23 protein-coding genes are annotated in these 24,471 nt (G+C 70.1%); 16 read left to right on the forward strand and 7 right to left on the reverse strand.

The genetic code is table 11. The features are described 5' to 3' along the window. Nucleotides 1-77: 77 nt before the first annotated feature. The 9 genes from uvrC to QSK32_RS11760 all read left to right on the forward strand — a co-directional run bounded on the left by uvrC (nucleotide 78) and on the right by QSK32_RS11760 (nucleotide 9,471). Entirely contained in the window at nucleotides 78-2,183 is a 2,106-nt protein-coding gene (gene uvrC, locus QSK32_RS11720) for an excinuclease ABC subunit UvrC (protein WP_285471876.1), read from the forward strand. 92 nt (nucleotides 2,184-2,275) lie between these two features. After that, nucleotides 2,276-3,208, forward strand: a complete 933-nt coding sequence (gene rapZ / locus QSK32_RS11725; RefSeq protein WP_285471877.1) for an RNase adapter RapZ — start codon at nucleotides 2,276-2,278, stop codon at nucleotides 3,206-3,208. Next, the gene (locus tag QSK32_RS11730; RefSeq protein WP_285471878.1) at nucleotides 3,205-4,260 is read left to right on the forward strand and encodes a gluconeogenesis factor YvcK family protein; all 1,056 of its coding nucleotides are present in this window, start codon (nucleotides 3,205-3,207) and stop codon (nucleotides 4,258-4,260) included. The genes rapZ and QSK32_RS11730 overlap by 4 nt, the downstream gene beginning before the upstream one ends. Before the next feature lie 53 nt (nucleotides 4,261-4,313). After that, a complete protein-coding gene (gene whiA / locus QSK32_RS11735) occupies nucleotides 4,314-5,294 on the forward strand; it encodes a DNA-binding protein WhiA (protein ID WP_014441726.1) in 981 nt (326 codons plus the stop codon). A 354-nt stretch (nucleotides 5,295-5,648) separates the two neighbouring features. After that, nucleotides 5,649-6,650, forward strand: a complete 1,002-nt coding sequence (gap, locus tag QSK32_RS11740; protein WP_045741262.1) for a type I glyceraldehyde-3-phosphate dehydrogenase — start codon at nucleotides 5,649-5,651, stop codon at nucleotides 6,648-6,650. A gap of 6 nt (nucleotides 6,651-6,656) precedes the next feature. Further along, nucleotides 6,657-7,853 carry a phosphoglycerate kinase gene (locus tag QSK32_RS11745; protein WP_045741261.1) on the forward strand — a complete coding sequence of 399 codons (1,197 nt, stop codon included), beginning with the start codon at nucleotides 6,657-6,659 and terminating at the stop codon, nucleotides 7,851-7,853. After that, the gene (tpiA, locus tag QSK32_RS11750) at nucleotides 7,853-8,644 is read left to right on the forward strand and encodes a triose-phosphate isomerase (protein ID WP_045741260.1); all 792 of its coding nucleotides are present in this window, start codon (nucleotides 7,853-7,855) and stop codon (nucleotides 8,642-8,644) included. The genes QSK32_RS11745 and tpiA overlap by 1 nt, the downstream gene beginning before the upstream one ends. A 93-nt stretch (nucleotides 8,645-8,737) precedes the next feature. Further along, a complete protein-coding gene (gene secG, locus QSK32_RS11755; RefSeq protein ID WP_045741259.1) occupies nucleotides 8,738-8,992 on the forward strand; it encodes a preprotein translocase subunit SecG in 255 nt (84 codons plus the stop codon). 131 nt (nucleotides 8,993-9,123) lie between these two features. Beyond that, nucleotides 9,124-9,471, forward strand: a complete 348-nt coding sequence (locus tag QSK32_RS11760; protein WP_045741372.1) for an RNA polymerase-binding protein RbpA — start codon at nucleotides 9,124-9,126, stop codon at nucleotides 9,469-9,471. A 46-nt stretch (nucleotides 9,472-9,517) separates the two neighbouring features. Here QSK32_RS11760 and QSK32_RS11765 read toward each other — a convergent pair whose 3' ends face one another. Next, nucleotides 9,518-10,123, reverse strand: coding sequence for a GNAT family N-acetyltransferase (locus tag QSK32_RS11765; RefSeq protein ID WP_285471879.1), 606 nt, complete (start codon nucleotides 10,121-10,123; stop codon nucleotides 9,518-9,520). Between the two features lie 110 nt (nucleotides 10,124-10,233). On the opposite strand from QSK32_RS11765, the gene QSK32_RS11770 reads away from it, so the two are divergent. The 4 genes from QSK32_RS11770 to QSK32_RS11785 are packed head-to-tail and all read left to right on the forward strand — an operon-like array spanning nucleotide 10,234 to nucleotide 12,181. Further along, nucleotides 10,234-10,650 (forward strand): hypothetical protein, encoded by a 417-nt coding sequence (locus QSK32_RS11770; protein WP_285471880.1) that lies wholly within the window; start codon nucleotides 10,234-10,236, stop codon nucleotides 10,648-10,650. 49 nt (nucleotides 10,651-10,699) lie between these two features. Beyond that, the gene (locus QSK32_RS11775; RefSeq protein WP_245673866.1) at nucleotides 10,700-11,281 is read left to right on the forward strand and encodes a sigma-70 family RNA polymerase sigma factor; all 582 of its coding nucleotides are present in this window, start codon (nucleotides 10,700-10,702) and stop codon (nucleotides 11,279-11,281) included. Then, the gene (locus QSK32_RS11780) at nucleotides 11,278-11,757 is read left to right on the forward strand and encodes a hypothetical protein (RefSeq protein ID WP_045741257.1); all 480 of its coding nucleotides are present in this window, start codon (nucleotides 11,278-11,280) and stop codon (nucleotides 11,755-11,757) included. The genes QSK32_RS11775 and QSK32_RS11780 overlap by 4 nt, the downstream gene beginning before the upstream one ends. A 16-nt stretch (nucleotides 11,758-11,773) precedes the next feature. Beyond that, a complete protein-coding gene (locus QSK32_RS11785) occupies nucleotides 11,774-12,181 on the forward strand; it encodes a VOC family protein (protein WP_045741256.1) in 408 nt (135 codons plus the stop codon). A 1,627-nt stretch (nucleotides 12,182-13,808) separates the two neighbouring features. Here QSK32_RS11785 and pgl read toward each other — a convergent pair. The 5 genes from pgl to tkt all read right to left on the reverse strand — a co-directional run bounded on the left by pgl (nucleotide 13,809) and on the right by tkt (nucleotide 20,478). Further along, a complete protein-coding gene (gene pgl, locus QSK32_RS11790) occupies nucleotides 13,809-14,567 on the reverse strand; it encodes a 6-phosphogluconolactonase (RefSeq protein ID WP_045741255.1) in 759 nt (252 codons plus the stop codon). 70 nt (nucleotides 14,568-14,637) lie between these two features. Beyond that, entirely contained in the window at nucleotides 14,638-15,621 is a 984-nt protein-coding gene (locus QSK32_RS11795; RefSeq protein ID WP_045741254.1) for a glucose-6-phosphate dehydrogenase assembly protein OpcA, read from the reverse strand. Continuing rightward, a complete protein-coding gene (zwf, locus tag QSK32_RS11800; protein ID WP_045741253.1) occupies nucleotides 15,618-17,135 on the reverse strand; it encodes a glucose-6-phosphate dehydrogenase in 1,518 nt (505 codons plus the stop codon). The genes QSK32_RS11795 and zwf overlap by 4 nt, the downstream gene beginning before the upstream one ends. A 77-nt stretch (nucleotides 17,136-17,212) precedes the next feature. Continuing rightward, nucleotides 17,213-18,349, reverse strand: coding sequence for a transaldolase (tal, locus tag QSK32_RS11805; RefSeq protein ID WP_045741252.1), 1,137 nt, complete (start codon nucleotides 18,347-18,349; stop codon nucleotides 17,213-17,215). 11 nt (nucleotides 18,350-18,360) lie between these two features. After that, the gene (tkt, locus tag QSK32_RS11810; RefSeq protein ID WP_045741251.1) at nucleotides 18,361-20,478 is read right to left on the reverse strand and encodes a transketolase; all 2,118 of its coding nucleotides are present in this window, start codon (nucleotides 20,476-20,478) and stop codon (nucleotides 18,361-18,363) included. A 259-nt stretch (nucleotides 20,479-20,737) separates the two neighbouring features. Between tkt and QSK32_RS11815 the strand changes: the two genes are divergently transcribed. The 3 genes from QSK32_RS11815 (at nucleotide 20,738) to QSK32_RS11825 (ending at nucleotide 23,116) form a co-directional block, all read left to right on the forward strand. Beyond that, the gene (locus QSK32_RS11815) at nucleotides 20,738-21,706 is read left to right on the forward strand and encodes a heme o synthase (protein WP_045741250.1); all 969 of its coding nucleotides are present in this window, start codon (nucleotides 20,738-20,740) and stop codon (nucleotides 21,704-21,706) included. Nucleotides 21,707-21,944: 238 nt separating this feature from the next. After that, the gene (locus QSK32_RS11820) at nucleotides 21,945-22,238 is read left to right on the forward strand and encodes a hypothetical protein (RefSeq protein WP_045741249.1); all 294 of its coding nucleotides are present in this window, start codon (nucleotides 21,945-21,947) and stop codon (nucleotides 22,236-22,238) included. Beyond that, complete coding sequence (locus QSK32_RS11825; RefSeq protein WP_285471881.1) at nucleotides 22,238-23,116, forward strand: ATP-grasp domain-containing protein; 879 nt, start codon at nucleotides 22,238-22,240, stop codon at nucleotides 23,114-23,116. Before QSK32_RS11820 ends, QSK32_RS11825 begins: the two co-directional genes overlap by 1 nt. Nucleotides 23,117-23,454: 338 nt before the next feature. On the opposite strand, the gene QSK32_RS11830 is transcribed toward QSK32_RS11825, so the two are convergent. Then, nucleotides 23,455-24,384: a COX15/CtaA family protein gene (locus QSK32_RS11830; RefSeq protein WP_285471882.1), complete on the reverse strand. Its 930-nt coding sequence runs from the start codon at nucleotides 24,382-24,384 to the stop codon at nucleotides 23,455-23,457. Nucleotides 24,385-24,471 lie beyond the last annotated feature (87 nt).

A 24,471-nucleotide genomic window follows, 5' to 3' on the forward strand; every position in this document is an offset into this window, starting at 1 on the left:
GGAGGCCCGGGCCGTGGCGGCGGCACCGGACCTCCGGCCGGGCAATTCTGTCAGTCCCACCCTCTAGTCTGGGAGATGTGCCAGACCCGTCCACCTATCGCCCCGCGCCCGGTACCATCCCGGACGCTCCCGGTGTCTACCGATTCCGCGATCCGGCCGGCCGGGTCATCTACGTCGGCAAGGCCAAGAGCCTGCGTAACCGGCTCAACTCCTACTTCGCCGACGTCTGGTCGTTGCACGCGCGCACCCAGCAGATGGTCACCACCGCGGCCGCCGTGGACTGGGTCACCGTCGGCACCGAGGTCGAGGCGTTGCAGCTGGAGTTCTCCTGGATCAAGGAGTTCGACCCGCGCTTCAACGTCAAATACCGGGACGACAAGTCCTATCCCTTCCTCGCCGTCACGCTCAACGAGGAGTTCCCCCGCCTGCAGGTGATGCGCGGGGCCAAGCGCAAGGGCGTGCGCTACTTCGGTCCCTACTCGCACGCCTGGGCCATCCGCGAGACCCTCGACCTGCTGCTGCGCGTCTTCCCGGCCCGGACCTGCTCGACCGGCGTCTTCAAACGGCACGGCCAGATCGGCCGGCCCTGCCTGCTGGGCTACATCGGCAAGTGTTCGGCCCCCTGTGTCGGGCAGGTCGACGCCGAGCAGCACCGGGCGATCGTCGACGACTTCTGCGACTTCATGGCCGGCCGCACCGACGCGTTCGTCAAGCGTCTCGAGCGCGACATGATGCAGGCCTCCGAGGAGCTCGAGTTCGAGCGGGCGGCCCGGCTGCGCGACGACATCGCGGCGCTGCGCCGGGCGATGGAGAAGCAGACCGTGGTGCTCGGCGACGGCACGGACGCCGACGTGGTCGCCTTCGCCGAGGACCCGCTCGAGGCGGCGGTGCAGGTCTTCCACGTCCGCGACGGCCGGGTCCGCGGCCAGCGCGGCTGGGTGGTGGAGAAGGTCGAGGACCTCAGCACCGGCGACCTGGTCCACCACTTCTGCACCCAGATGTTCGGCGACACCGAGGGCGAGGCCGACGTGCCCCGCGAGCTGCTGGTCCCGGCGCTGCCCGACGACGCCGACGCGCTCGCCGACTGGCTCTCCGAGCGCCGCGGCAGCCGGGTCAGCCTGCGGATCCCGCAGCGCGGCGACAAGAAGACGCTGATGGAGACGGTGGCCCGCAACGCCGCCGAGTCGCTGCAACGGCACAAGCTGCGCCGGGCCGGTGACCTGACCACCCGCAACAAGGCGCTCGAGGAGATCGCCGACGCCCTCGGTCTCGACGCCGCCCCGTTGCGCATCGAGTGCTTCGACGTCTCGCAGATCCAGGGCACCGACGTGGTCGCCTCGATGGTCGTCTTCGAGGACGGTCTGGCCCGCAAGAGCGAATACCGGCGGTTCGCGGTGCGCGGCAACGCGGACGGCAGCGGCATGGACGATCTCTCGGCGATGTCCGAGGTGATGCGGCGGCGGTTCGCCCGCTCCACCACGGCCCCAGCGGCCCCGGCGGCCACGCCAGCGGCCCCGGCGGCCACGCCGGCGGCTCCGGAGCCGCCGGCCCCGGAGCCCTCGGCCGGTGACGAGTCCGCCGAGGGCGCGCTTCCCGGCATCGACCCGTTGACCGGCCGGCCCCGCCGTTTCGCGTACGCGCCTCAGCTCGTCGTGGTGGACGGCGGCCAGCCGCAGGTCAACGCGGTCGCGGCGGTCTTCTCCGAGCTGGGCGTCACCGACGTGGCGTTGTGCGGCCTGGCCAAGCGGCTCGAGGAGGTGTGGCTGCCCGGCGAGGATTTCCCGGTCATCCTGCCGCGGACCTCCGAGGCTCTCTATCTGTTGCAGCGCGTCCGCGACGAGGCGCACCGGTTCGCCATCACCTTCCACCGGCAGCGCCGGTCCAAGCGGATGACCGCGTCGGCGCTCGACGAGGTCGCCGGTCTGGGCGAGGTGCGCCGCAAGGCGCTGCTGCGGCACTTCGGCTCCCTCAAACGGCTGGCCGAGGCCACCCCGGAGGAGATCACCGAGGTGCCCGGTGTCGGCCGCCGCACCGCCGAGACGGTGCTCGCCGCGTTGAACCCGGCGGCCGGAGCCGCGGGGGAGAGAGCCGTGGAGAAAGCCGTGGCGAAGACGGTGGAGAAAACCGTGGCGAAGACGGTGGCGAAGACCGCGGACATGCCTGGTGACAGCTCGGACGGGTAGCGGACACGCTGTCCGGCGGCCGGGAGCCCGGTCGTCGGCCTAGGATGTTGTGTCCGCTCGTGCGACGCGGGCGGAGCGACGCGGGAGGCGTGGTGACGGAAGCAAACCCGGACTTCGGAGCTGAGCCGAACATCGGAGCCGGTGAGGTGCTGGAACCGGACGAGGCCGGGACGGATCTGGTGGTCGTCACCGGTCTGTCCGGCGGTGGGCGCAGCACGGTGGCGCGCGCCCTGGAGAACGTCGGCTTCTACGTGGTCGACAACCTGCCGCAGGCCTTGATGCTGGAGATGGCCGAGTTGGCGTTCGCCGCCGGTGGCGCCGCACGGCGTACCGCGATGGTGCTCGACGTTCGCAGCAGGGCGTTCTCCACCGACCTGGCCGGTGCGGTCCGGGCCCTCAAGGAGCGTGGTTTCTCGCCGCGCGTGGTGTTCGTCGACGCCGACGACGAGGTGCTGATCCGCCGGTTCGAGTCGGTGCGCCGTTCGCACCCGTTGCAGGGTGACGGCCGGCTGGCCGACGGCATCGCGGCCGAGCGCAAACTGCTCGAGGAGGCCCGCGAGCAGTCCGACGTGATAATCGACACGAGCCACCTCAACGTCAACCAGTTGCGCCGCCGGGTCGAGGAGCTTTTCGGCGGGGAGGACTCCCGCAAGCTGCGGATCACCGTGCTCTCCTTCGGCTTCAAGTACGGCCTGCCCCCGGACGCCGACTACGTGCTGGACGCCCGGTTCCTGCCCAATCCGTTCTGGGTGCCGGAGTTGCGCGAGCACACCGGCCTGGAGGAGGGCGTGAGCAGTTATGTCCTGGGCCAGGAGGGCGCCACCGACTTCGTGGCGACCTACGCCGGCCTGATCGCGGCGACCGCACCCGGTTTCGAGCGGGAGGGCAAGCGCTACCTGACCGTCGCGATCGGCTGCACCGGCGGCAAGCACCGCAGCGTGGCGATCACCGAGGAGCTCGCCTCCCGGCTGAGTGGCATGCGTCTGTCCGCGCACACGTCGCACCGCGATCTGGGCCGCGAGTGAAGCCGATCCGCGTCGTGGCGTTCGGCGGCGGGCACGGTCTGAGCGCCTCGTTGCGCGCGTTGCGGCACAGTGCCCGCGACCTCGACCTGGAGATCACGGCGATAGTGACCGTCGGTGACGACGGCGGTTCCAGCGGCCGGCTGCGCGTCGAGCGGGACGCGCTGCTGCCCCCGGGTGATCTGCGGCAGGCGCTCGCCGCGCTCGCCGACGACGATCCCACCACCCGGCTGACGGCGAGACTGATGCAGCACCGGTTCGCGGCCATGCCGGAGATCCCGGTGCAGGGCGGCACCGAGCCGCTGAGTGTCCCGGCCCCGGTCGACCGGGTGCTCACCCGTGGACCGCGGGTGGAGCGCCGTGCCGAGCGGACCAAGGACACCCTGGCCGGGCACGCGGTCGGCAACCTGCTGCTGCTCGGCCTGATCGAGATGCTCGGCGACCCGGTGCTGGCACTGGATCACGCCGCCCGGATGCTCGGGGCCCGGGGCCGGGTGCTGCCGATGGCCCGGCACGCGGTCGGCATCGAGGCGGACATGGTGGCCGCCGACGGCGTCCCGTCGACGGTCCGGGGCCAGCACGCGGTCGCGGTGGCAGACGGCCGGGTGGCGGCGTTGCGCCTGGTCCCGTCGGATCCGCCGACGTGCCCGGAGGCGATCGCCGCGGTCCGGGACGCGGACTGGCTGATCTTCGGTCCGGGCAGCTGGTACACCAGTGTCCTGCCGCACCTGCTGGTCCCCGAACTGGCCGCCGCGATCGTGGCGAGCCCGGCCCGCCGGCTGGTCACGCTCAATCTCTCCGAGGACAAGGAGACGGTCGGGCTGTCCGCCGCCGACCACCTGGCGACCCTCCGGTGGTACCTCCCGTCGCTGCGACTGGACACCGTGCTGGCCGACACGAAGTGGGCCGGCGAGCCGGAACCGGTCCGGGCCGCGGCCCAGGACCTGGGTGCGGAGCTGGTTCTGGCACCCCTCGCGGTGGCCGACGGCAGCCCACGGCATGATCCTCAGTCACTGGGCGTTGCACTGGTGCCAGTATTGGGCGCCGCTCGTTAATCAGTGGCGTAGTGCGGCACACACTTTGAAAAACCGGCGCATGAGGTGACGTAATGGCGATGACGGCAGCGGTCAAGGACGAGCTGAGCCGGGTCGACGTACCCAAGCCCTGCTGTCGCCGGGCCGAGATGGCAGCGTTGCTCCGGTTCGCCGGCGGGCTGCACATCGTCTCCGGGCGGGTCGTCGTCGAGGCCGAGCTGGACACCGGCGCGGTCGCCCGGCGGCTGCGGCGGGAGATCGCCGATGTCTACGGCTACCCCAGCGAGGTGCACGTCTTGGCCTCCGGCGGCCTGCGCAAGGGCAGCCACTACATCGTGCGCATCGTCAAGGACGGCGAGGTGCTGGCGCGTCAGACCGGTCTGCTCGACGTCCGGGGCCGGCCGGTCCGTGGCCTGCCGCAGCACGTGGTGAACGGCAACGTGTGCTGTTCGGTGGCGGCGTGGCGGGGCGCGTTCATGGCGCACGGCTCGCTCACCGAGCCGGGGCGCTCCAGCGCGCTGGAGATCACCTGCCCGGGCCCGGAGGCGGCGCTGGCGTTGCGCGGCGCCGCGCGCCGGATCGGCATCACCGCCAAGGAGCGGGAGGTGCGCGGCGTCGACCGCGTGGTGATCAAGGACGGGGACGCGATCGCCGCGTTGCTCACCCGCATCGGCGCGCATTCCAGCGTGCTCGCCTGGGAGGAGCGGAGGGTACGCCGTGAGGTCCGTGCCACCGCCAACCGGCTGGCGAACTTCGACGATGCGAACCTGCGGCGGTCCGCCCGTGCGGCGGTCGCCGCGGCGGCCCGGGTCACCCGGGCTCTGGAGATCCTGGCGGACGACGCGCCGAACCACCTGACCTCGGCCGGCCGGCTGCGGCTGGAGCACCGCCAGGCCTCCCTGGAGGAGCTGGGCGCCCTGGCCGACCCGCCGCTGACCAAGGACGCCATCGCGGGCCGGATCCGGCGGCTGCTGGCCCTGGCCGACAAGCGGGCCCGGGATCTCGGCATTCCCGACACCGAGGCGGCCGTCACTCCGGAGATGATGGCCTGTTGATCCCGGGTAGTGATACCCGGTCCGCAGGGACCTTCGGTCCTTATCAGTCCCGCCCCGTTGGACGAGGCTTGAACTGCTGACAACGACGTCGTAGTGATCCGATTTAGATAACGTTCAGGTAGCGCCCCGCTGCTCCGCCGGTACGTGGTCTCGGATAGGGTCACTGGTGACGGCGACGGTGCCGGCAGTTCGGCCGAACCCCCCGCTGTGACGCCGCCAGCTCCTGCTGCGGTGCTCGCGCTTCCCTTCGGGCGCGGCGGCCGGGCGCCCTTGTGCCTGCCTTGAACTTCGGCGGGCATGCAGACCCCTCCGCCGGTCGCAGAATCCGGCGGACCGAAACGAGGAGATCCACCTGTGACCATCCGGGTTGGCATCAACGGCTTCGGCCGTATCGGCCGTAACTTCTTCCGGGCGGTTCTCGCCTCCGGCGCCGACATCGAGATCGTCGGTGTGAACGACCTGACCGACAACGCCACGCTGGCTCACCTGCTGAAGTACGACAGCATCCTGGGCCGTCTGGGTCACGAGGTGAAGGCCTCCGCCGACGAGATCACCGTCGGTGGCAAGTCCTTCAAGGCGTTCGCCGAGCGTGACCCGAACAACCTGCCCTGGGGCGAGCTGGACGTCGACGTCGTCATCGAGTCGACCGGCTTCTTCACCGACGCCACCAAGGCGAAGGCGCACGTCGACAAGGGTGCCAAGAAGGTCATCATCTCGGCTCCGGCCAAGAACGAGGACATCACCATCGTGATGGGCGTCAACGACGGCCTCTACGACGGTGCGAAGCACACCATCATCTCGAACGCCTCCTGCACCACCAACTGCCTCGCCCCGATGGCGAAGGTTCTGAACGACACGATCGGGATCGAAAAGGGTCTGATGACCACGATCCACGCGTACACCCAGGACCAGAACCTGCAGGACGGCCCGCACAGCGACCTGCGCCGTGCCCGCGCCGCCGCGCTGAACATCGTGCCGACCTCGACCGGTGCCGCCAAGGCCGTCAGCCTGGTGCTGCCGGAGCTCAAGGGCAAGCTGGACGGCTTCGCGCTGCGGGTGCCGATCCCCACCGGCTCGGCCACCGACCTGACCTTCACCGCCGCCCGTGACACCACGGTCGAAGAGGTCAACGCCGCGATCAAGGCTGCCGCCGAGGGCCCCCTCAAGGGCATCCTGGTCTACACCGAGGACGCGATCGTGTCGGCCGACATCGTCACCGACCCGGCCTCCTGCATCTTCGACGCCGGCCTCACCAAGGTCATCGGTGGCAACCAGGTCAAGGTCGTCGGTTGGTACGACAACGAGTGGGGCTACTCGAACCGCCTCGTCGACCTGGTCAAGCTCGTCGGGGCCTGATCAGCCTTGAAGACTCTCGACGACCTGCTCGGCGAGGGTGTCTCGGGTCGGCGCGTGTTCGTGCGCGCCGACCTGAACGTCCCGTTCGACAAGGCAAACCCGGGTGTCATCAGTGACGACGGCCGCGCCCGCGCGGTGCTGCCGACGCTGATCGCCCTGCGTGACGCGGGCGCCCGCGTGATCGTGGCGTCCCACCTGGGCCGTCCGAAGGGCGCTCCGGACCCCAAGTTCACGCTCGCGCCGGTCGCGCAGCGGCTGGGTGAGCTGCTCGGCTCGTCGGTGGTCTTCGCCGACGACACGGTCGGCCCGTCGGCCACCGCCGCCGTCGGTGCCCTTCAGGATGGCCAGGTGCTGCTCCTGGAGAACCTGCGCTTCAACGCCGGCGAGACCTCGAAGGACGACGCCGAGCGCGGCGCCTTCGCGGACCAGCTGGCCGCGTTCGCCGACTTCTACGTCGACGACGCGTTCGGCGCGGTGCACCGCAAGCACGCTTCGGTCTTCGACGTGCCGGCCCGGCTCCCGCACTACGCGGGTGGCCTGGTGCTGCGCGAGGTCGAGGTGCTGAAGAAGGTGTCCGAGAGCCCGGAGCAGCCCTACGTGGTGGTGCTCGGCGGCTCGAAGGTCTCCGACAAGCTCGCGGTGATCAAGGCCCTGCTGCCCAAGGTCGACAAGCTCCTCGTCGGCGGAGGCATGTGCTTCACCTTCCTCAAGGCCCAGGGCCACGAGGTCGGTAAGTCGCTGCTCGAGGCCGAGATGATCGACACCTGCAAGGCGCTCCTCGCGGAGGCCGACGGCCGGATCGTCCTCCCGGTCGATGTCGTCGCGGCGACGGAGTTCTCCGCCGACGCCGAGCGCAGCACGGTGAAGGTCTCCGAGATCCCGGCGGACCGCCTGGGTCTGGACATCGGCCCCGAGTCCGTCAAGATCTTCGCGGACGCCGTCGGCGGTGCGAAGACCGTGTTCTGGAACGGCCCGATGGGCGTGTTCGAGCTGGCGCCGTTCGCCGCGGGCACCCGCGGCGTCGCCGAGGCGATCACCAAGATCGACGGCTTCTCGGTCGTCGGCGGCGGTGACTCGGCCGCGGCGGTGCGCACGCTCGGGCTCGACGAGTCCGCGTTCGGTCACATCTCCACCGGTGGGGGCGCGTCCCTGGAGTACCTCGAAGGCAAGGCGCTGCCGGGCGTCTCCGCTCTGGAGAAGTGATGGGTGACGTGACCCGCAAGCCGATCATCGCCGGCAACTGGAAGAGCAACCTCAACCACTACGAGGCCAACCTTCTGGTGCAGAAGCTCTCGGCGAGCCTGAACGAGAAGCAGCTGGAGGCCGTCGAGACGGTCGTCCTGCCGCCGTTCACCGACCTGCGCACCGTGCAGACCGCGATCGAGGGCGACAAGCTCGCGATCAAGTACGGCGCCCAGGACATCTCGCAGCACGCCGGTGGCGCGTACACCGGTGAGATCTCCGGTGCGATGCTCGCCAAGCTCGGCGTCAGCTACGTGGTCGTCGGGCACTCCGAGCGCCGTGAGTACCACAACGAGTCCGACACCCTGATCAACGCGAAGAACAAGGCGGCCTTCGCGGCCGGCCTCGTGCCGATCTTCTGCGTGGGCGAGGGTCTCGAGATCCGTGAGGCCGGCAACCAGGTCGCGCACGTCCTGGCGCAGGTCGACGCGGGCCTCGAGGGGCTCAAGACCGAGCAGCTGCAGCAGATCGTGATCGCGTACGAGCCGGTCTGGGCGATCGGCACCGGCAAGACCGCGACCCCGGACGACGCTCAGGAGGTGTGCGGAGCGATCCGTGCCCGTCTGGTCGAGAAGTTCGGTGCCGAGGTGGCCGACGTGGTCCGCATCCAGTACGGCGGTTCGGTCAAGTCGGGCAACATCGCCCAGATCATGGCCAAGCCCGATGTGGACGGCGCCCTGGTCGGTGGAGCGAGCCTGGACGGCGAGGAATTCGCCGCCATCGTGCGTTTCCCGGAGCATGTTGCGCGCTGAGCGTGATTCGCGCGTGCCCGGCCGTATCGTTCGGCCGGGCATTCGCTATTGTGGGACGGCTTGCAGTGCCCTTCGAGAGGAATGAACCCGACGATGCCGATCGCGTTCGCTTACACGTTGATCGTGTTGCTGATCATCACCAGCATTCTGCTGACTCTGCTGATCCTGCTGCACCGCGGCAAGGGCGGCGGCATGTCGAGCATGTTCGGTGGCGGTGTCACGTCCAGCCTGGCCGGTTCCTCGGTCGCGGAGAAGAACCTCGACCGCTACACCGTCCTGGTGGGCATCATCTGGTTCGCCTGCATCGTGGGCCTGGGGTTCTGGCTCAAGCTTGCGGTGGCTTCCTGACGGCCGCTGCTGGTCGTACAATCCACCGCGCGGCCGGTTTCTCCGGCCGCGCGGTATTTTGTATCTACCGTCCGATTTCCGGCTGATTGCCCGGGCGGGGAGTACCGGCCCTCGAGACAGGAGTGACGTCCGTGTCCAGTGGCAGCGCTATTCGCGGCAGTCGCGTCGGGTCCAGCCCGATGCGGCCCGACGAGCGCAGCGAACCCGCACCGCGCAGGCAGGTCAAGTATTTCTGCGCGGCCGGGCATGACAGCGACATCTGGTTCGCGGCCGAGGCCGCGACACCGGACACCTGGGACTGCCCGCGATGCGGGCAGCCGGCCGGTCTCGACCGGTCGAGCCCGCCCGGGCGGTCGCGCACCGAGCCCTACAAGTCTCATCTGGCCTATGTGAAGGAGCGCCGGTCCGAGGAGGACGGTGCGGCGATCCTCGCCGAGGCCCTTGCCAAGGTCCGCCAGCGGCGGGGCGAGCGGGCCTGACAGCACGATCCTGATCTCACCGGCCGGCGTCGGCCGGTGAGACGGGTCAGCCCAGCGGACTGGTGCCGCGGCCTAGGAACTTCGCTCCCGAGTCGGCGACCGGGACGTCGTGGAATCCCAGCCGGCGGTAGAACGCGTACGCCCCGTGGTTCTCCGGGGCCATCCCGAGGTGCACTCGCTCCACGCCGGCCGACCGCAGGCCGTCCAGGAACGCGGCCATCAGCCCCTGCCCCAGCCGCTTGCCCTGCCAGTCGGGGAGCAGGTCGATGTGCAGGTGCGCGGGGTACCCGGCCAGTTCGGGGATGAGCATCCGCTCCGGGTCGTGCAGGTTGGTCAGCATCGCGTCGTCGCGCGGGTCGCCGTCCGGATAGCGCGCAGCGGTCGCCGGCAGCCACTCGGCGCGGAACCACGAGACGAACGCCGGGGTGTCCGCGGTGCCGAGGATGTACCCGACCGCGTTACCGTGACCGTCGTCGACCACGTACGCGTGCTGCGGCTCCCGGGTCACGTACGGCACCGCCCAGATGTCCCCGAGCAGCCGGTCGGTGCTGTGGCGTCCACGGGCGTCACCCCCGGCGGCACCGGTCCGTACGCAGATGTCGTAGACGGCGTCCAGGTCGGCCGGGCGGTACCCGCGGATGATCGGTTCCACGAACGCAGTCTAATTGTGTGACCGGCATCACTTGGGTATCGCCAACCTTATCCGGCCCCGGACGTCTACTCCTGCGACAGCAACATCAACGACTGGTGCAGGAGAGCTCGATGCGTATCTCGACCCGTGGACTGGCCATCTCCGTCGGCGCCGCCTCCGTGCTCGGGCTCGGTGGGCTCTCGGCCGCCGCCGCCTTCGCCGACGAGGCACCGGCACCCCGGCCGGCCCCCACCGCCGTGAGCGCCGAGCAGTCGCCGGCCGCCGCGACCCCACCGCCGAGCTTCAAGGCCACCGCCTCCCCCGAGGCGTCGCCCGCGAAGCCCGAGTCGGCACCCGGGAAGCCGGGCCCGACCGTCTCCAAGCCGGCGGCCACCCCCGGAAAGCCGGGCCCGACCGTCTCCAAGCCGGCCGCCACCCCCGGAAAGCCAGGCCCGTCCGCGTCCAAGCCGGCCCCGACGAACCCGCCGGCGCCGAGCGCCACCGCCGCGCCGGTCACCCCGCCGCCGACCGCCGTCGCCGGCCGCTGACCGGCCGCTGACCCTCGTCCTCCGCCGTCGACCCTCGGAGATTCCCTTCGTGACGATCGTCCTGCCGATGCCGCCGCTGCTCCGCTGGCTGCGGCGAGTGCTCACCGGAGCCGACACGCCGGCCCGATCCACCGTCGGGCCGGCCGGCCCTCCGGCGATCAACGAGCTGTACCACAGCCGTCGCCTGAGCATGGTCCGGCTGGCGGTGCTCATGGTCGACGATCTGTCGACGGCGGAGGACATCGTGCAGGACGTCTTCACGGCGCTCTATCGGAAACATGGGGCGGAGCTGCGTACCATCGCTGATCCGAACGCCTATCTCGTCGCCGGGGTGACCAACGCGGCACGCTCGGCGCTCCGGCGCCGGCGCACCGCCCGGGCCTACGTCCCGCCGCCGCCCGGCACCGCGCCCGCAGCCGAGGACGAGGCGATGCTCGGCGCCGGCGACCAGGAGGTGCTGCGGGCGATGCGCGGCCTCACCGGGCGGCAACGGCAGGTCCTGGTGTTGCGCTACTGGTCCGACCTGTCCGAGGAGGAGATCGCCGACGTGATGCGCGTCTCCCGCGGAACGGTGAAGTCGACAGCGCACCGCGCGCTGTCCGTCCTGCGTGCCCGACTGGGGGAGCGGTGACCGGAAACGGACTGGAGGAGCGGTTGCGCGACGCCCTCACCGCGCGAGCGGAACAGATCACCCAGGAGCGCCTGCGCTTCGGGGAACCACCCACCGTCGCGGCCCTCACCTCGCCCAGCCGGTGGCGGCGCTGGTGGTGGGTGCCGCTCCCGGCCGGCCTGGCAGTGGCCGGCGCGGTGCTGGGAGCGCTGACCCTGACCGGTCAGCCGCCGTCACCCGATCCGAAGCCACTCCCGCCCGCCTCGTCGGCCGAACCGTCAACCGTCATCTCACCGTCGGTGCCCCTGTTCCCGCCGTCGACGCCGGCCCCGTCGGCGTCCACAAACCCCTCCGCGACGACGAGCAAGCCCGGCCGGCCCGAGCTTTCCCCGGACGACACCCCGCCGACCGTGACAGCGGGAGAGCACGACCCGGGAGCCGCCACGCCCACCACGAAGCCGCCGGCGACGACGATCCCCGCCACGCCGCCGTCCTGACTGGCAGGCTGGGAGGATGAACTGGACTCTCGAGGTCGTCGTCGTGCCGGTAACCGACATCGACCAGGCGAAGGCCTTCTACGCCGACCAGCTCGGTTTCACCCTCGACCACGACGTCGCCCCCGCCCCCGACGTCCGTATCGTGCAGCTCACCCCACCGGGCAGCGGCTGCTCGATCGTGATCGGCCGGGGCGCGGTCCCACACATGCCGCCCGGCTCCCTGAAGGGCCTGCAACTGGTGGTCCGCGACATCAAGGCCGCCCACGCCGAACTGACCGCCCGCAACGTCCCGGTCTCCGAGATCCAGCGCCTGGGCGCAAACCCGAACCCCGTTCCCGATCCGCTGGACAACATCGGTTTCTTCTTCTTCGAAGACCCCGACGGCAACAGCTGGGCGGTCCAGCAGATCTCCGCGCGCCCATGACCCCTTTTCTTGTACGAGCTACCCGTTCCATCACTGGCTCCCGCGACGCGGCCTCCTGCCACGCCTTCTCCGTCCCGCGCCCCGCCCCCGCCCGAGACCCAGCCCGTAAAGACCACCTGCTCCACACACCGCCCGAGCTCGAAGCCGAATCCGCTCCTGGGCGCGGGCCGCCAACCGCACCCGAAGCGCTTGTGGGTGCGTTCGCCGTCCGGCGGGGTGGTAGCCACACTCGGAGCTGTTGTGGGTGCGCTCGCCGTCCGGCGGGGTGGTAGCCGCACTCGGAGCTGTTGTGGGTGCGTTCGCAGTCCGACGGGGTGGTAGTGGCACCCCGAAGGGCTGGTGGGTGCGCTGGCCATCTCGTGATGGGTGGTGGCCGCACCCCTTCCGTTCGCCGGGAGCTCGCACATTCCCGATCAGGGCGGTAGCCGCACCCAGAATCGTTGGGTGCGTTGACCTTCCCGGTCGGGGTTGGCAGCGGCACCCGGAGCCGTTGGCGGTGCGTTTGCCGTCCGGCGGGGTGGTAGTGGTACCCGAATCGCTTGTGGGTGCGCCGGCCATCTCGTTTCGGGCGTTCGGCGCACCCATTCCGAACGACGGGAGCGCTCACCCGGCCGATCGGGGCGGTAGCGGCACCCAGAGCCGTTTGTGAGTGCCTTTATCTCCTGGCCCGGTGGCAGTGGCCCGATGGCAGTGGCCCGGTGGCAGCGACACCCAAGGCGGCCGGTGGGTGCGTTCATCGTCCCGAAGGGCGGCAGTGGTACCCGAAGCGCTTGTGGGTGCGCTGGCCATCTCGTAATGGTGGTGGTCGCGCCCGGTCCGGCCGCCGGGTGCGCTGACCTTCCCGATTGGGGTGGCAGCGGCACCCGGAGCCGTTGGCGGTGCGTTGGCCGTTCAGCGGGGTGGCGGTGGCACCCGAAGCGCTTGCGGGTGAGCTGACCTTCTCGTATGTGGCGTTGGTTGCACCCGTTCCGCATGCCGGGAGCGCTCACCCGACCGATCGGGGCGGTAGCGGCACCCAAAGCCGTTTGCGGGTGTGTTCACCGTCCGGTTGGTGCGGCAGCTGCACCGAAGTGGTTCTGGGTGCGCTGGCCATCCTGTTTGGTGAGTGGGGGTACCCGATCTCGTTGACGGGTGCGTTCACCGTTCTGATCGGGATGGCGGGTGCACCCGAAGTCGTTGTGGGTGCGGCCACCGGCCTTGGAGGCGGTGAGCGCACCCACTTGTCGAGCTGTACCCGCGGCTGTCGAGCTGTATCCGGCGGCTGTGGACCTGTACCCGGCTGTCGATCGTCGTCTGACTGTCGATCGTCGTCTGCCTGTCGATCGTCGTCTGCCTGTCGTGTCGAAGTGTGCGCCGACGCCGCCAGCGCCGACGCCGGCGGCCGACGGCCGACTTGCGCCGATTGTCGACTGCGCCGGCCGTTGACCTGCGCGGCCGTTGACTCGCGCCGAACTGTTGCCTGCGCCGACCGTTGGCCTGGGTTCGGCCTGCGGCCTGCGGCCTGCGGCCTGCGGCCTGCGGCCTGCGGCCGGGTAGCGAGCTGCCGGGGACCGGCGCCCTTCGGGCAGGGGGCTATCGAGGACCGGCGCCCTTCGGGCAGGGGCTGTCCGAAGGGCGCCGGGAACGGTCAGAGCTGGGTGGGAACGTTCGCCGCGGCGGCCCTGTCCAGCAGGAACAGGGTCTTGCGGGTGCCGGTCGCGCTGGCCGCCGGCAAGTGCTTGTCGCCGCCGCCCTCGACCGCCACGCCGATCGGGCCCGCCTTGTCCGCACCGGCCGCGATCAACCAGACCTCGTCGGCGCTCTGGATGGTGTGCAGGGTCAGCGTGACCCGGGTGGGCGGCGGCTTCGGGCTGTCGAATGTCGCCGCCGTCGTGCCGGTTTCGGCCAGCACCGGGTGTTCCGGGAAGAGGGACGCTACGTGGCCGTCTTCGCCCACGCCCAGCATCAGCACGTCGAAGCGGGGCAGTGAGCCGCCGCCGGGGCCGGCCGCGGCGGACAGTTCGGTCGCGTAGCGGGCTGCCGCGGCGGTGGCGTCGTCGCCGTCGGGGCCGTCGGAGGCCGGCATGGCGTGCACCCGGGCCGGGTCGAGCGGCAGCTTGTCGAGGAGGGCCTCGCGGGCCTGGGTCTCGTTGCGGTCCGGGTCGCCGGAGGGCAGGAACCGTTCGTCGCCCCACCACAGGTCCACCCGGGACCATTCGATGGCGGCGGAGGCGGGTAGTTCGCGGACGGCTCGCAGCACTTTCGCGGCGACCCGGCCGCCTGTCAGGACCACGTTCGCCGTCCCGTACGCGGCCTGCGCGTCAATGATCTTGATGACGAGTCGTGCCGCCACCGTGGACGCCAGGATGTCGGCGTCCGGTACCACCACGACCGCGGTCTCACTCACGGATTTTGCTCCTCCATCGCAGAGCCGCCCGCCATCGGTGCGGCGGACGGCTCTGTCGGTAAATATTCGGTCAGAGAGCTGAACCGGCGATGGCAGCCAGTGCCGGGTCCTTCCAGACGTGCACCCGCATCGGCGCCCGGTGGCTCAGGTCGCTGAGACCGGCCATCGCTGCGAGGGCGTCCGCGTAGATCTGGTCGGGGTCGAGCCGCCGCAGTTCTTCGGCGAGTTCGTCGCCGACGGGACGGCGCGGCAGCGGCATGTACCGGTCTTCCTGGCCGGTCCGGCTGAACAGCGCGGTGCCTTCCTCGCGGGTGACACGCACGCAGTCGCCGTTCTCACACTGGAGTTCGACCGAGTGCAGGCGCGGCGCCCGGTCGGTGTGTTCGAGTGTCGGCTCGATGCCCAGCCGGGATTTGAGCCAGCCCAGCATCAGCCAGGCGGTCGGGTCGTTCTCCGGTGCCACGATCTTGGCGCCGGTGACCCGGGCCTCGGTGCTGTCGAAGGCGCCGGCCACCAGCGTCCGCCACAGCGTGATCCGGGTCCAGGTCAGGTCGGTGTCACCGGGCGCGTAGTCGACGGCCCGCTGGCGCAGCGCGGCCACCGGGTCGGGGGCCTGCGCCGAGTCGGTGATCCGCCGGTCGGCCACCACACCCAGGAAGTCGTTGGCGATCATGTTCGGCGGCTCTTCGTGCCACCAGGAGACCACCGGGACGTCCGGGGCGAGCAGCGGCATGACGACCGACTCGGCGTGCAGCGCGAGGCGACCGTACATCCGCATGACGACCGCCTCGGCGGGGCCGAGGCGCCCGCCCACGACGATCTCGGCGTCCAGACGGCTGCGGCCCTCCATGTCGGAGCGGACCACGATGAGCAGCCGGCACGGGTGGGCCGACGCCGCGATGGTGGCCGCTGCCTCGGCCTCGCGGACCTTCTTCTCCTCGACCACCGCGACCAGGGTGAGTGCCAGGCCGGAGGCGACGCCGCCGGCGCTGCGCCGTTCGGCGGCCAGGGCCTTCACCACTTCGTTGCCGGTGGTGTCCCACAGTCCGATCATGCTCGCCTCCAGGCACGGCCCTCGCGCGCCAGCATCTCGTCCGCGGCCCGCGGACCCCATTCGCCGGCCCGGTACGGTTCGGGTTTCTTGCCCTTCCAGGCCGCCTCCAGCGGGTCGATGACCCGCCATGACTGCTCGACCTCGGCGGCGTCCGGGAACAGGGTCCGGTCGCCGATCAGGACGTCCAGCACGAGACGCTCGTACGCCTCCGGGCTGGACTCGGTGAAGGCCTCGCCGTACTGGAAGTCCATCGCGATGTCGCGGACCTCCATGGCGGTGCCGGGCACCTTGGAGCCGAACTTCAGCACCACGCCCTCGTCCGGCTGGACCCGGATGACGAGCTGGTTGTGGCCCAGCATCTCCACGTCGGCCGGGTCGAACGGCAGGTGCGGCGCCCTCTTGAAGAGGATCGCGATCTCGGTGACCCGGCGTGGCATCCGCTTGCCGACCCGTACGTAGAACGGGACGCCGGCCCAGCGCCGGTTCTGGATGCCGAGGCGGACCGCCGCGTAGGTCTCAGTTTTGGATTTCGGCGGGATGTTCGCCTCTTCCAGGTAGCCGACGGCACGTTCGCCGGCGACCCAGCCGGGGAGGTACTGCCCGCGGACCGAGCCGGTGGCGATGTTGTCCGGCAGGCTGATCGCCCGGAGCACCTTGAGCTTCTCGGCCCGCACCTCCTGCGGGTCGAAGCTGGTGGGCTCCTCCATGCCGACCAGGGCGAGGAGCTGCAGGAGGTGGTTCTGCAGCACGTCGCGGGCGGCGCCGGACGCGTCGTAGAACGCGGCCCGGGTGCCGATGCCGACGTCCTCGGCCATGGTGATCTGCACGCTGTCGACGTACTTGGAGTTCCACACCGGCTCGAACAGGCTGTTCGCGAAGCGCAGAGCCATGATGTTCTGGACGGTTTCCTTGCCCAGATAGTGGTCGATGCGGAAGACGTCCTCGGGAATGAAGACCTCGTCGACCAGCTGGTTCAACTCGACGGCGCTCTGCAGGTCGTGCCCGAACGGCTTCTCCACCACGACCCGCCGCCAGCCGCCGGACTTGGCGCTGTCCGCCATGCCGGTCCGGTTGAGCTGGTTGAGCACCAGCGGGAACGCCGCGGGCGGGATCGAGAAGTAGAAGGCCGCGTTACCCGTGATGCCGTTGCGTTCCCGCAGGTCGTCAAGGGTGGCCGAGAGCTGGTCGAACGCCTCGTCGTCGTCGAACGAGCCGGGGATGAAGTGGAACTGCTCGGAGAGCCGTCGCCAGACGTCCTCACGCCACGGTGTGCGGGCGCCCTTCTTGGCGGCGGCGTAGGCGAGCGACTCGAAGTCACCCTCGCCCCAGTCCTGGCGAGCGAAGCCCAGGACCACGAATCCGGGCGGCAGCAGACCGCGGTTGGCCAGGTCGTATACGGCCGGAATCAGTTTCTTTCGAGACAGGTCACCGGTGACCCCGAAGATCACCAGAGCGCAGGGCTCCGGGATCCGTGGAAGCCTACGGTCCTGTGCGGTGCGCAGCGGATTACCCACGTCCCCATCCTGCCAGTTCCAAGGGTGTTGAGCGGCCTGTCGCGGGGAGCCCGCGACAGGCCGCAGAGTGTTCGTGCCTAGGCGGCGTCGCTCGGCTTCGAGGAGCCGGCCGCGGCGGCCTTGAGGGACTTGTCGACGCCTTCGAGCAGCTCGTTCCAGCTCGTCTCGAACTTCTCGACGCCCTCTTCCTCGAGGACCTTCACCACGTCGTCGAAGTCGATGCCGGCGGCCTTGATGCCCGCGAAGACCGACCGCGCGTGCTCGTAGTTGCCGGTGATGGTGTCGCCCTTGGTCTCACCGTGGTCCTCGAACGCGAGGATGACCGACTCCGGCATGGTGTTCACCGTGCCGGGGGCGATGAGCTCCTCGACGTAGATCGTGTCGCGGAGTTCCGGGCTCTTGGTGCCGGTGGACGCCCAGAGCGGACGCTGCGGCTGGGCGCCGGCGGCGGCCAGGGCCTTCCACCGCTCGCTGCCGAACACCTGGGTGTACGCCTCGTACGCCAGACGCGCGTTGGCGATGGCGGCCTGGCCCTTGAGCGCCTTGGCCGCATCGGTGCCGACCTTGTCCAGGCGCTTGTCGATCTCGGAGTCGACCCGGGACACGAAGAACGACGCCACCGAACCGATCTTGGTGATGTCGTGGCCGTTCGCCTTGGCCTGCTCCAGACCGTCGAGGAACGCCTCCATGACGGCCTTGTAGCGGTCCAGCGAGAAGATCAGCGTGACGTTGACGCTGATGCCCGCGGCCAGGACCTGGGTGATGGCCGGCAGACCCGCGAGGGTCGCCGGGATCTTGATGTAGAGGTTCTCCCGGTTGACCAGCCACCAGAGGGTCTTCGCCTCGGCGACGGTCGACTCGGTCTCGTGCGCCTTGCGCGGGTCGACCTCGATGGAGACCCGGCCGTCGATGCCGTTGCTCCGGTCGTACTCCGGACGCTCGACGTCACACGCCCAGCGGACGTCCTTGGCGGTCATCAGGCGGACGGCCTCCTCGACCGTCACGCCCTGTACCGCGAGGTCGCGCAGCTGCTCGTCGTACGCGTCAGCGTCGGAGAGCGCCTTCTGGAAGATGCTCGGGTTCGTGGTCACGCCGACCACGTGCTGCTGCAGGCGCGACTTGTCCAGCGAACCGCTGGTCAGACGAACCCGGGAGAGATCGTCGAGCCACACCGCGACACCCGCGGCGGACAGCTCGGCAAGCCTGTCGGTCATGTGATTTCTCCTCAGTTTCCGGTCTTGTGGCCGGTGATCTCGCCGACCTTGGCGAGCGAGGCGTGAGCCTTCGCGACGATGTTGTCGGCGGTGAAGCCGAACTGTTCGAACAGGACCTTCGCCGGGGCGGAGGCGCCGTAGTGCTCGATGCTGACAGCCTCGCCGGCGTCGCCGATGAGACGGTCCCAGCTCATCCGGATGCCGGCCTCGACCGAGACGCGGGCCTTCACGCCGTGCGGGAGGACCTCCTGCTGGTACGCCACGTCCTGCTGGAAGAACCACTCCTGGCAGGGCATCGAGACGACCCGGGTCGGGGTGCCGTCGGCCTCGAGGCGCTCCTGCGCGGTCAGCGCGATCGCGACCTCGGAACCGCTGGCGATCAGGATCACCTTCGGGGCGCCCGGGGTGGAGGCCTCGGAGAGGATGTAGCCGCCCTTGAGGGTGCCCTCGGCCGACGCGTACTTGGTGCGGTCCAGGGTGGGCAGGTTCTGCCGGGACAGCGCGAGCGCGGTCGGCCGGTCGGTGTGCTCCAGGGCGCCACGCCACGCGTACGCGGTCTCGTTGGCGTCGGCCGGGCGGACCACGTCGAGGCCGACGATCGCGCGCAGCGCGGTCAGCGTCTCGATCGGCTGGTGCGTCGGGCCGTCCTCGCCGAGGCCGATCGAGTCGTGCGTCCAGACGAAGGTGACCGGCAGCTTCATCAGCGCGGACAGGCGGACCGAGCCGCGCATGTAGTCGCTGAACACCAGGAAGGTGCCGCCGTACGGGCGGGTGCCGCCGTGCACCGCGATGCCGTTCAGGATCGAGCCCATGCCGTGCTCACGGATGCCGAAGTGCAGCGTGCGGCCGTACTCGTGACCGGGGAACGCCTTGGTCGCGTACTCGGCCGGGATGAAGGACGGCTCGCCCTCCATGGTGGTGTTGTTGGATTCCGCCAGGTCGGCGGAGCCACCCCAGAGCTCGGGGAGGACCGGGGCGAGCGCCTTGAGGATCTTGCCGGACGCGGCGCGGGTGGCCAGGCCCTTCTCGTCCGCGGCGAACTCGGGCAGGGCGGCGGCCCAGCCCTCCGGCAGCGCCTTGGCGGCGAGCCGGTCGAACAGCTTCTTGCCCTCGGCGTTGCCGGCGGCCCAGGCGTCGAACGCCTTCTGCCACTCGGCCTTGGCCGCGCGGCCGCGCTCGACGACCTGCTGGGCGTGCTTGACGACCTCGTCGTCGATCGCGAACGGCTCGGCGGCGAAACCGAGCAGCTCCTTGGTCGCGGCGACCTCGGCGCCACCCAGGGCGGAACCGTGGATCTTGCCGGTGTTCTGCTTGTTCGGCGCGGGGAAGCCGATGATGGTCTTGAGGACGATGAACGACGGCTTGTCGGTCACCTTCTTGGCGGCCTGGATCGCGTCCCAGAGCGCCTCGACGTCCTCGGCGTAACCACCCTCGGACCGCCAGTTCACGGTCTGGACGTGCCAGCCGTACGCCGCGTAGCGCGCGCCGACGTCCTCGTTCTTGGCGATCCGGGTGTCGTCCTCGATGGAGATCTCGTTGTCGTCGTAGATCACCGTGAGGTTGCCGAGCTTCTGCACCGAGGCGATGGCGCTGGACTCGTGGCTGACACCCTCTTCGATGTCGCCGTCCGAGGCCAGGGCGTAGACCTGGTGGTCGAAGGGGGACTCGCCGGCGGCGGCCTCGGGGTCGAACAGGCCCCGCTCGCGACGGGCGGCCATGGCCATGCCGATCGCGTTGCCGATGCCCTGGCCCAGCGGACCGGTAGTGATCTCGACGCCGGGGGTGTGCCCGTACTCCGGGTGGCCCGGGGTCAGGGAGTCCCACTGGCGCAGGGACTTCAGATCATCGAGTGACAGGCTGTAACCATTGAGGAACAGCTGAACGTACAGAGTGAGACTGGAGTGACCACACGACAGCACGAAGCGGTCGCGGCCCGCCCAGTTCGGATCCGTCGGGTCGTGCCGCATGACACGGTTGAACAGCAGGTAGGCGGCCGGGGCCAGGCTCATCGCCGTGCCGGGGTGACCGTTGCCGGCCTTCTCGACCGCGTCCATGGCGAGCACCCGGGCGGTGTCCACCGCCTTGCGGTCGAGGTCGGACCAGTTGAGAGCGGGATCTTTGCTAGCCACGTCGGTTGTGCTCCTCGGGCAAAATTGTGGAACCCTTTTCGGCTTGACCCTATCCAGTAGGGCTAAACACGTGCGCAGTGAACGCCCTAGGCACATACGCTGTGAGCGGACACGCCGGTTCAAACGATGTGACTCTCTGCACCCGAACCGGGTGGCCCGAGCAGCGCAGACGACTGCGCGTAGGCTGTCCGGGCGGGCCGCCGGGTGCTATCCCCGGCAACGGCCGCGAAATAAAGCCGATGCCGGAAGGTGGCTGTCCGTGAGCATGATCACCGAGCGTCCCGCCCAGCGGCGGGCGCCCGGCGTGGTGGAGCGCCCGAAAAAAGGCGCCCCTCCTGCTGTGGCCGAAGCCCGTCGTGACTGGACCGCCCTGCTCCGGGCCTACGTCTCGCTGACCAAGCCGCAGATCGTCGAGCTGCTCCTGGTCACCACGGTGCCGACGATGATGCTGGCGGCCGGTGGCTGGCCGGATCCGCTGACCTTCGTGGTCGTCCTGGTGGGCGGCGCGCTGGCGGGCGGCGCGGCGAGCGCACTCAACTGCTACATCGATCGCGACATCGACCAGCTGATGCGGCGCACCAAGCGCCGGCCGCTGCCGACGAACACGATCACCCCGCGCGCGGTGCTGATCTTCGGCCTGACGCTCGCGGTCATCTCGGTCGTGATGATGGCGGTCCTCACCAACTGGCTCGCCACCGCGCTCACCGCGGCGTCGATCTTCTACTACGACGTGGTCTACACGCTCTGGCTGAAGCGCCGGACGCCGGCGAACACGTTCTGGGGCGGTGTCTGCGGCGCGGCGCCGGTCCTGATCGGCTGGGCCGCGGTGACCGGCGGACTGTCCCCGATGGCGTGGGCGCTTTTTGCGGTTGTCTTCTTTTGGCAGATGCCGCACTTCTATGCGCTCGCCGTGAAGTACAAGGAGGACTACGCCCGGGCCAGCATCCCGATGCTGCCCGTGGTGCGCTCCGCCCAGCGGGTCAACTTCGAGATCCTCTTCTACACCGTCCTGACTCTCGCGTCCTCGGCGTGGGTCTGGGCACTGGGTCTGAGCTGGATCTACGGCGGCACGGCGATCGTGTCCGGACTCGTGTTCCTGGCCGAGGCGATCCGTCTGGCCTACAAGAACCGGGCCGGCGAGGTGGTCAAGCCGATGCGGCTCTTCCACCTCTCGATCACCTACCTGACGGTGCTCTTCCTGGCCGTCGCGGTCGACGCGCTCGTCTGATCCGGCTCGCGGATCGCTCTGTGTGACTCCGGTTACGGCTTCGTCGCACAGGATGCCCGGAATGTAGCTACAGGTGGTTACTGTCCGTCACTCATTCGTGGGAATCAGTGCGCGGGTGCAAATCAGACTTTATCGCCGCGAAACGATCGTCGATCATTCGAAACCTGCTGGTAACAGGGGTCACAAAAGGATCGTCGATGCACCCACCGGATCCGCGTGAGTGCTTAGGCTGCGGACCATGGCAGATGGTTCCGTTTCGACACTGACCTCCGACATCAAGACTTTCGCCGCCGGTCACGGCGGCGCGAAGGCAGTGATCGAGTATGTCGGTAAGCGCGGCGCCCGCATCGTCCTCGTCGGCGAGGACGGCGAGTGGTCCGACCAGTTCGCCAAGGACACCGGCGTCGCCCGTGAGGCCTGCGAGGGCGCGGGTGTGAAGGTGGAGAACGAGTGGGAGCGCGAGCTGATGGAGCAGATGCGCCCCAGCAACGACCTGTGGCGCTCGATGTCGCGCCGGAGCATGGCCCGCTAGTGGCCGATCCGTCCCGCGTCGCGCTGGTCACCTGCGCGACCTTTCCCGACCTCTATGCGGACGACCTCCCGCTGCGCGACGCCCTGCTCGCGAGCGGGGTGCTCGTCGACGCGCTCCGCTGGGACGACGACGGCGCCGACTGGGCGGCCTACGACCTGGTCGTCGTCCGGTCCCCGTGGGACTACGTGGCCCGCCGGGACGCGTTCGTCGCGTGGGCCCGGAGCGTGCCACGGTTGGCCAACCCGGCCGACGTGATCGCCTGGAACACCGACAAGCGGTACCTGGGTGAGCTGGCCGAAGCCGGCGTGCCGATCATCCCGACCACGTTCGCCGGCCCGGGTGACACCTGGACGCCGCCGGCCGAGGGGGAGTGGGTGGTCAAGCCCACGATCAGCGCCGGAAGCCAGGACACCGGCCGCTACGTGCTCCCGGAGCAGGCCGGTCCGGCCCGGGCGCACGTCGACCGCCTGATCGCCGCCGGGCGCACCGCGATGATCCAGCCGTACATGGCGGCGGTCGACACCGCCGGTGAGACCGCGGTGCTGTGCGTTCCCGACGTGACCGGTGCGCTGACCTTCAGCCACGGTGTCCGCAAGGGGGCGATGCTCACCGAGACCGGCGGCGGCGCGATCGAGGTCGGCAGCGAGGTGATCACCCCGCGCGAGCCGTCCAGCGCCGAACTGGCGCTCGCCCGCCGTGTCCTGGAGGCGGTGCCCGGTGACGCGAAACGCCTGCTCTACGCCCGGGTCGACCTGATCCCGGGCCCGGACGGCAGTCCGCTGCTGATCGAACTCGAGCTCACCGAGCCGAGCCTGTTCCTGCGCACCGCACCCGGTTCCGCCGAACGCCTCGCCGCGGCGATCCTCGCCCGGCTCTGACCGGGATCCACCAGCGACAAGCGGCGAGACCAGCAGAACCAGCCAAACCAGCGAGACCAGCCAAACCAGTGGGACCAGCGAGACCCTCAGAACCAGCGAAAGGCCGGCCGGGACTTCCGGTCGGCCTTTTCTCTACGGTACGAGCCACACCCGTCACAGACGCAGCACGACCGTCCCGGAGCTGTCCGGAGCGCGAGCACCTGCCCGGTCACCCGCCGGCCACGCGAGCGACGGCCCGTGACCGTGGTAGCCCTTCCGCTGGGCCACTCCGGGACGGATGAGTTGCGTTTGTGACGGGTGTGGCTCGTACCGCAGAAGCCGAGGGTGAGAGGGGCGGCTCAGACCGCGGCAGGCTCCTTGGCCGGCGCGGGCTCCCCGGCGGGGGCGGCGACGACGACCGGGCGTTCGCGCAGCGCCCAGAGCGCGGCGAGGGTGCTGGTCCAGACCAGGCCGGAGCCGAGCATGTGCACGCCGACCAGGATGATCGGCAGGTGCGTGAAGTACTGCACGAAGCCGATCAGGCCCTGGGAGAACTCCACGATCACCAGCACCGCGGCGGCCCGGACGGCGGTGGCCGGGGCGCCGGTCGCGCGCAGGGCGAACCAGAGCGCCACGCTCAGGCCGATCAGCAGGAAGACCAGGTCGGCGTGTACCTGGGAGATCTGCGTCGGGTCGAGACCGTTGCGGGCGGCGCCGTGGTCACCGGCGTGCGGACCGGAACCGGTCACGACCACGCCGGCCGCGATGACGGCGAAGCTGGCCGCGGTGGTGAGCCACGCCAGGTGCCGGATCGGGGCCGGGACGTGCCAGATCTTGTCGCCGTCACCCTCGCCGGCCCGGCGCCAGAGCGCGTAGCAGCCGGCGATCATCACGATCGAGACGATGAAGTGCAGGCCGACCACCCACGGGTTGAGGCCGGAGAGCACGGTGATGCCACCGACCACGCCCTGCGCGGGGACGGCGAAACCGACCGCGACCGACAGCCACACGACGGCCTTGCGGCGCGGGCGCTGGGCGATCGCGGCGGCGAACGTGGCGATGGCGAGACCGACCAGGACGAACGTGAGCAGGCGGTTGCCGAACTCGATCATCCCGTGGACGCCCATCTCGGCCGTCGTCGTGTAGGAGTCGTCGGTGCACCGCGGCCACGTCGGGCAGCCCAGACCGGAACCGGTGAGCCGAACGGCCGCTCCGGTGACGATCAGGGTGATGTTGGCGATCAGGGACGCCAGGGCCAGCGGGCGTAAAGCGGATGCCAGGGACCTCACGCCGGGGATCGTACGCCCGGATGCGAACGGGCCTTTCAGCAGCTCCGGTAACCGGTGTGGTGGATCACCGGGGTTCGGTTTGCAGGG

Origin of the sequence: Actinoplanes sp. NBRC 101535 (assembly GCF_030269225.1) — a bacterium.
Taxonomy (GTDB): domain Bacteria; phylum Actinomycetota; class Actinomycetes; order Mycobacteriales; family Micromonosporaceae; genus Actinoplanes; species Actinoplanes rectilineatus.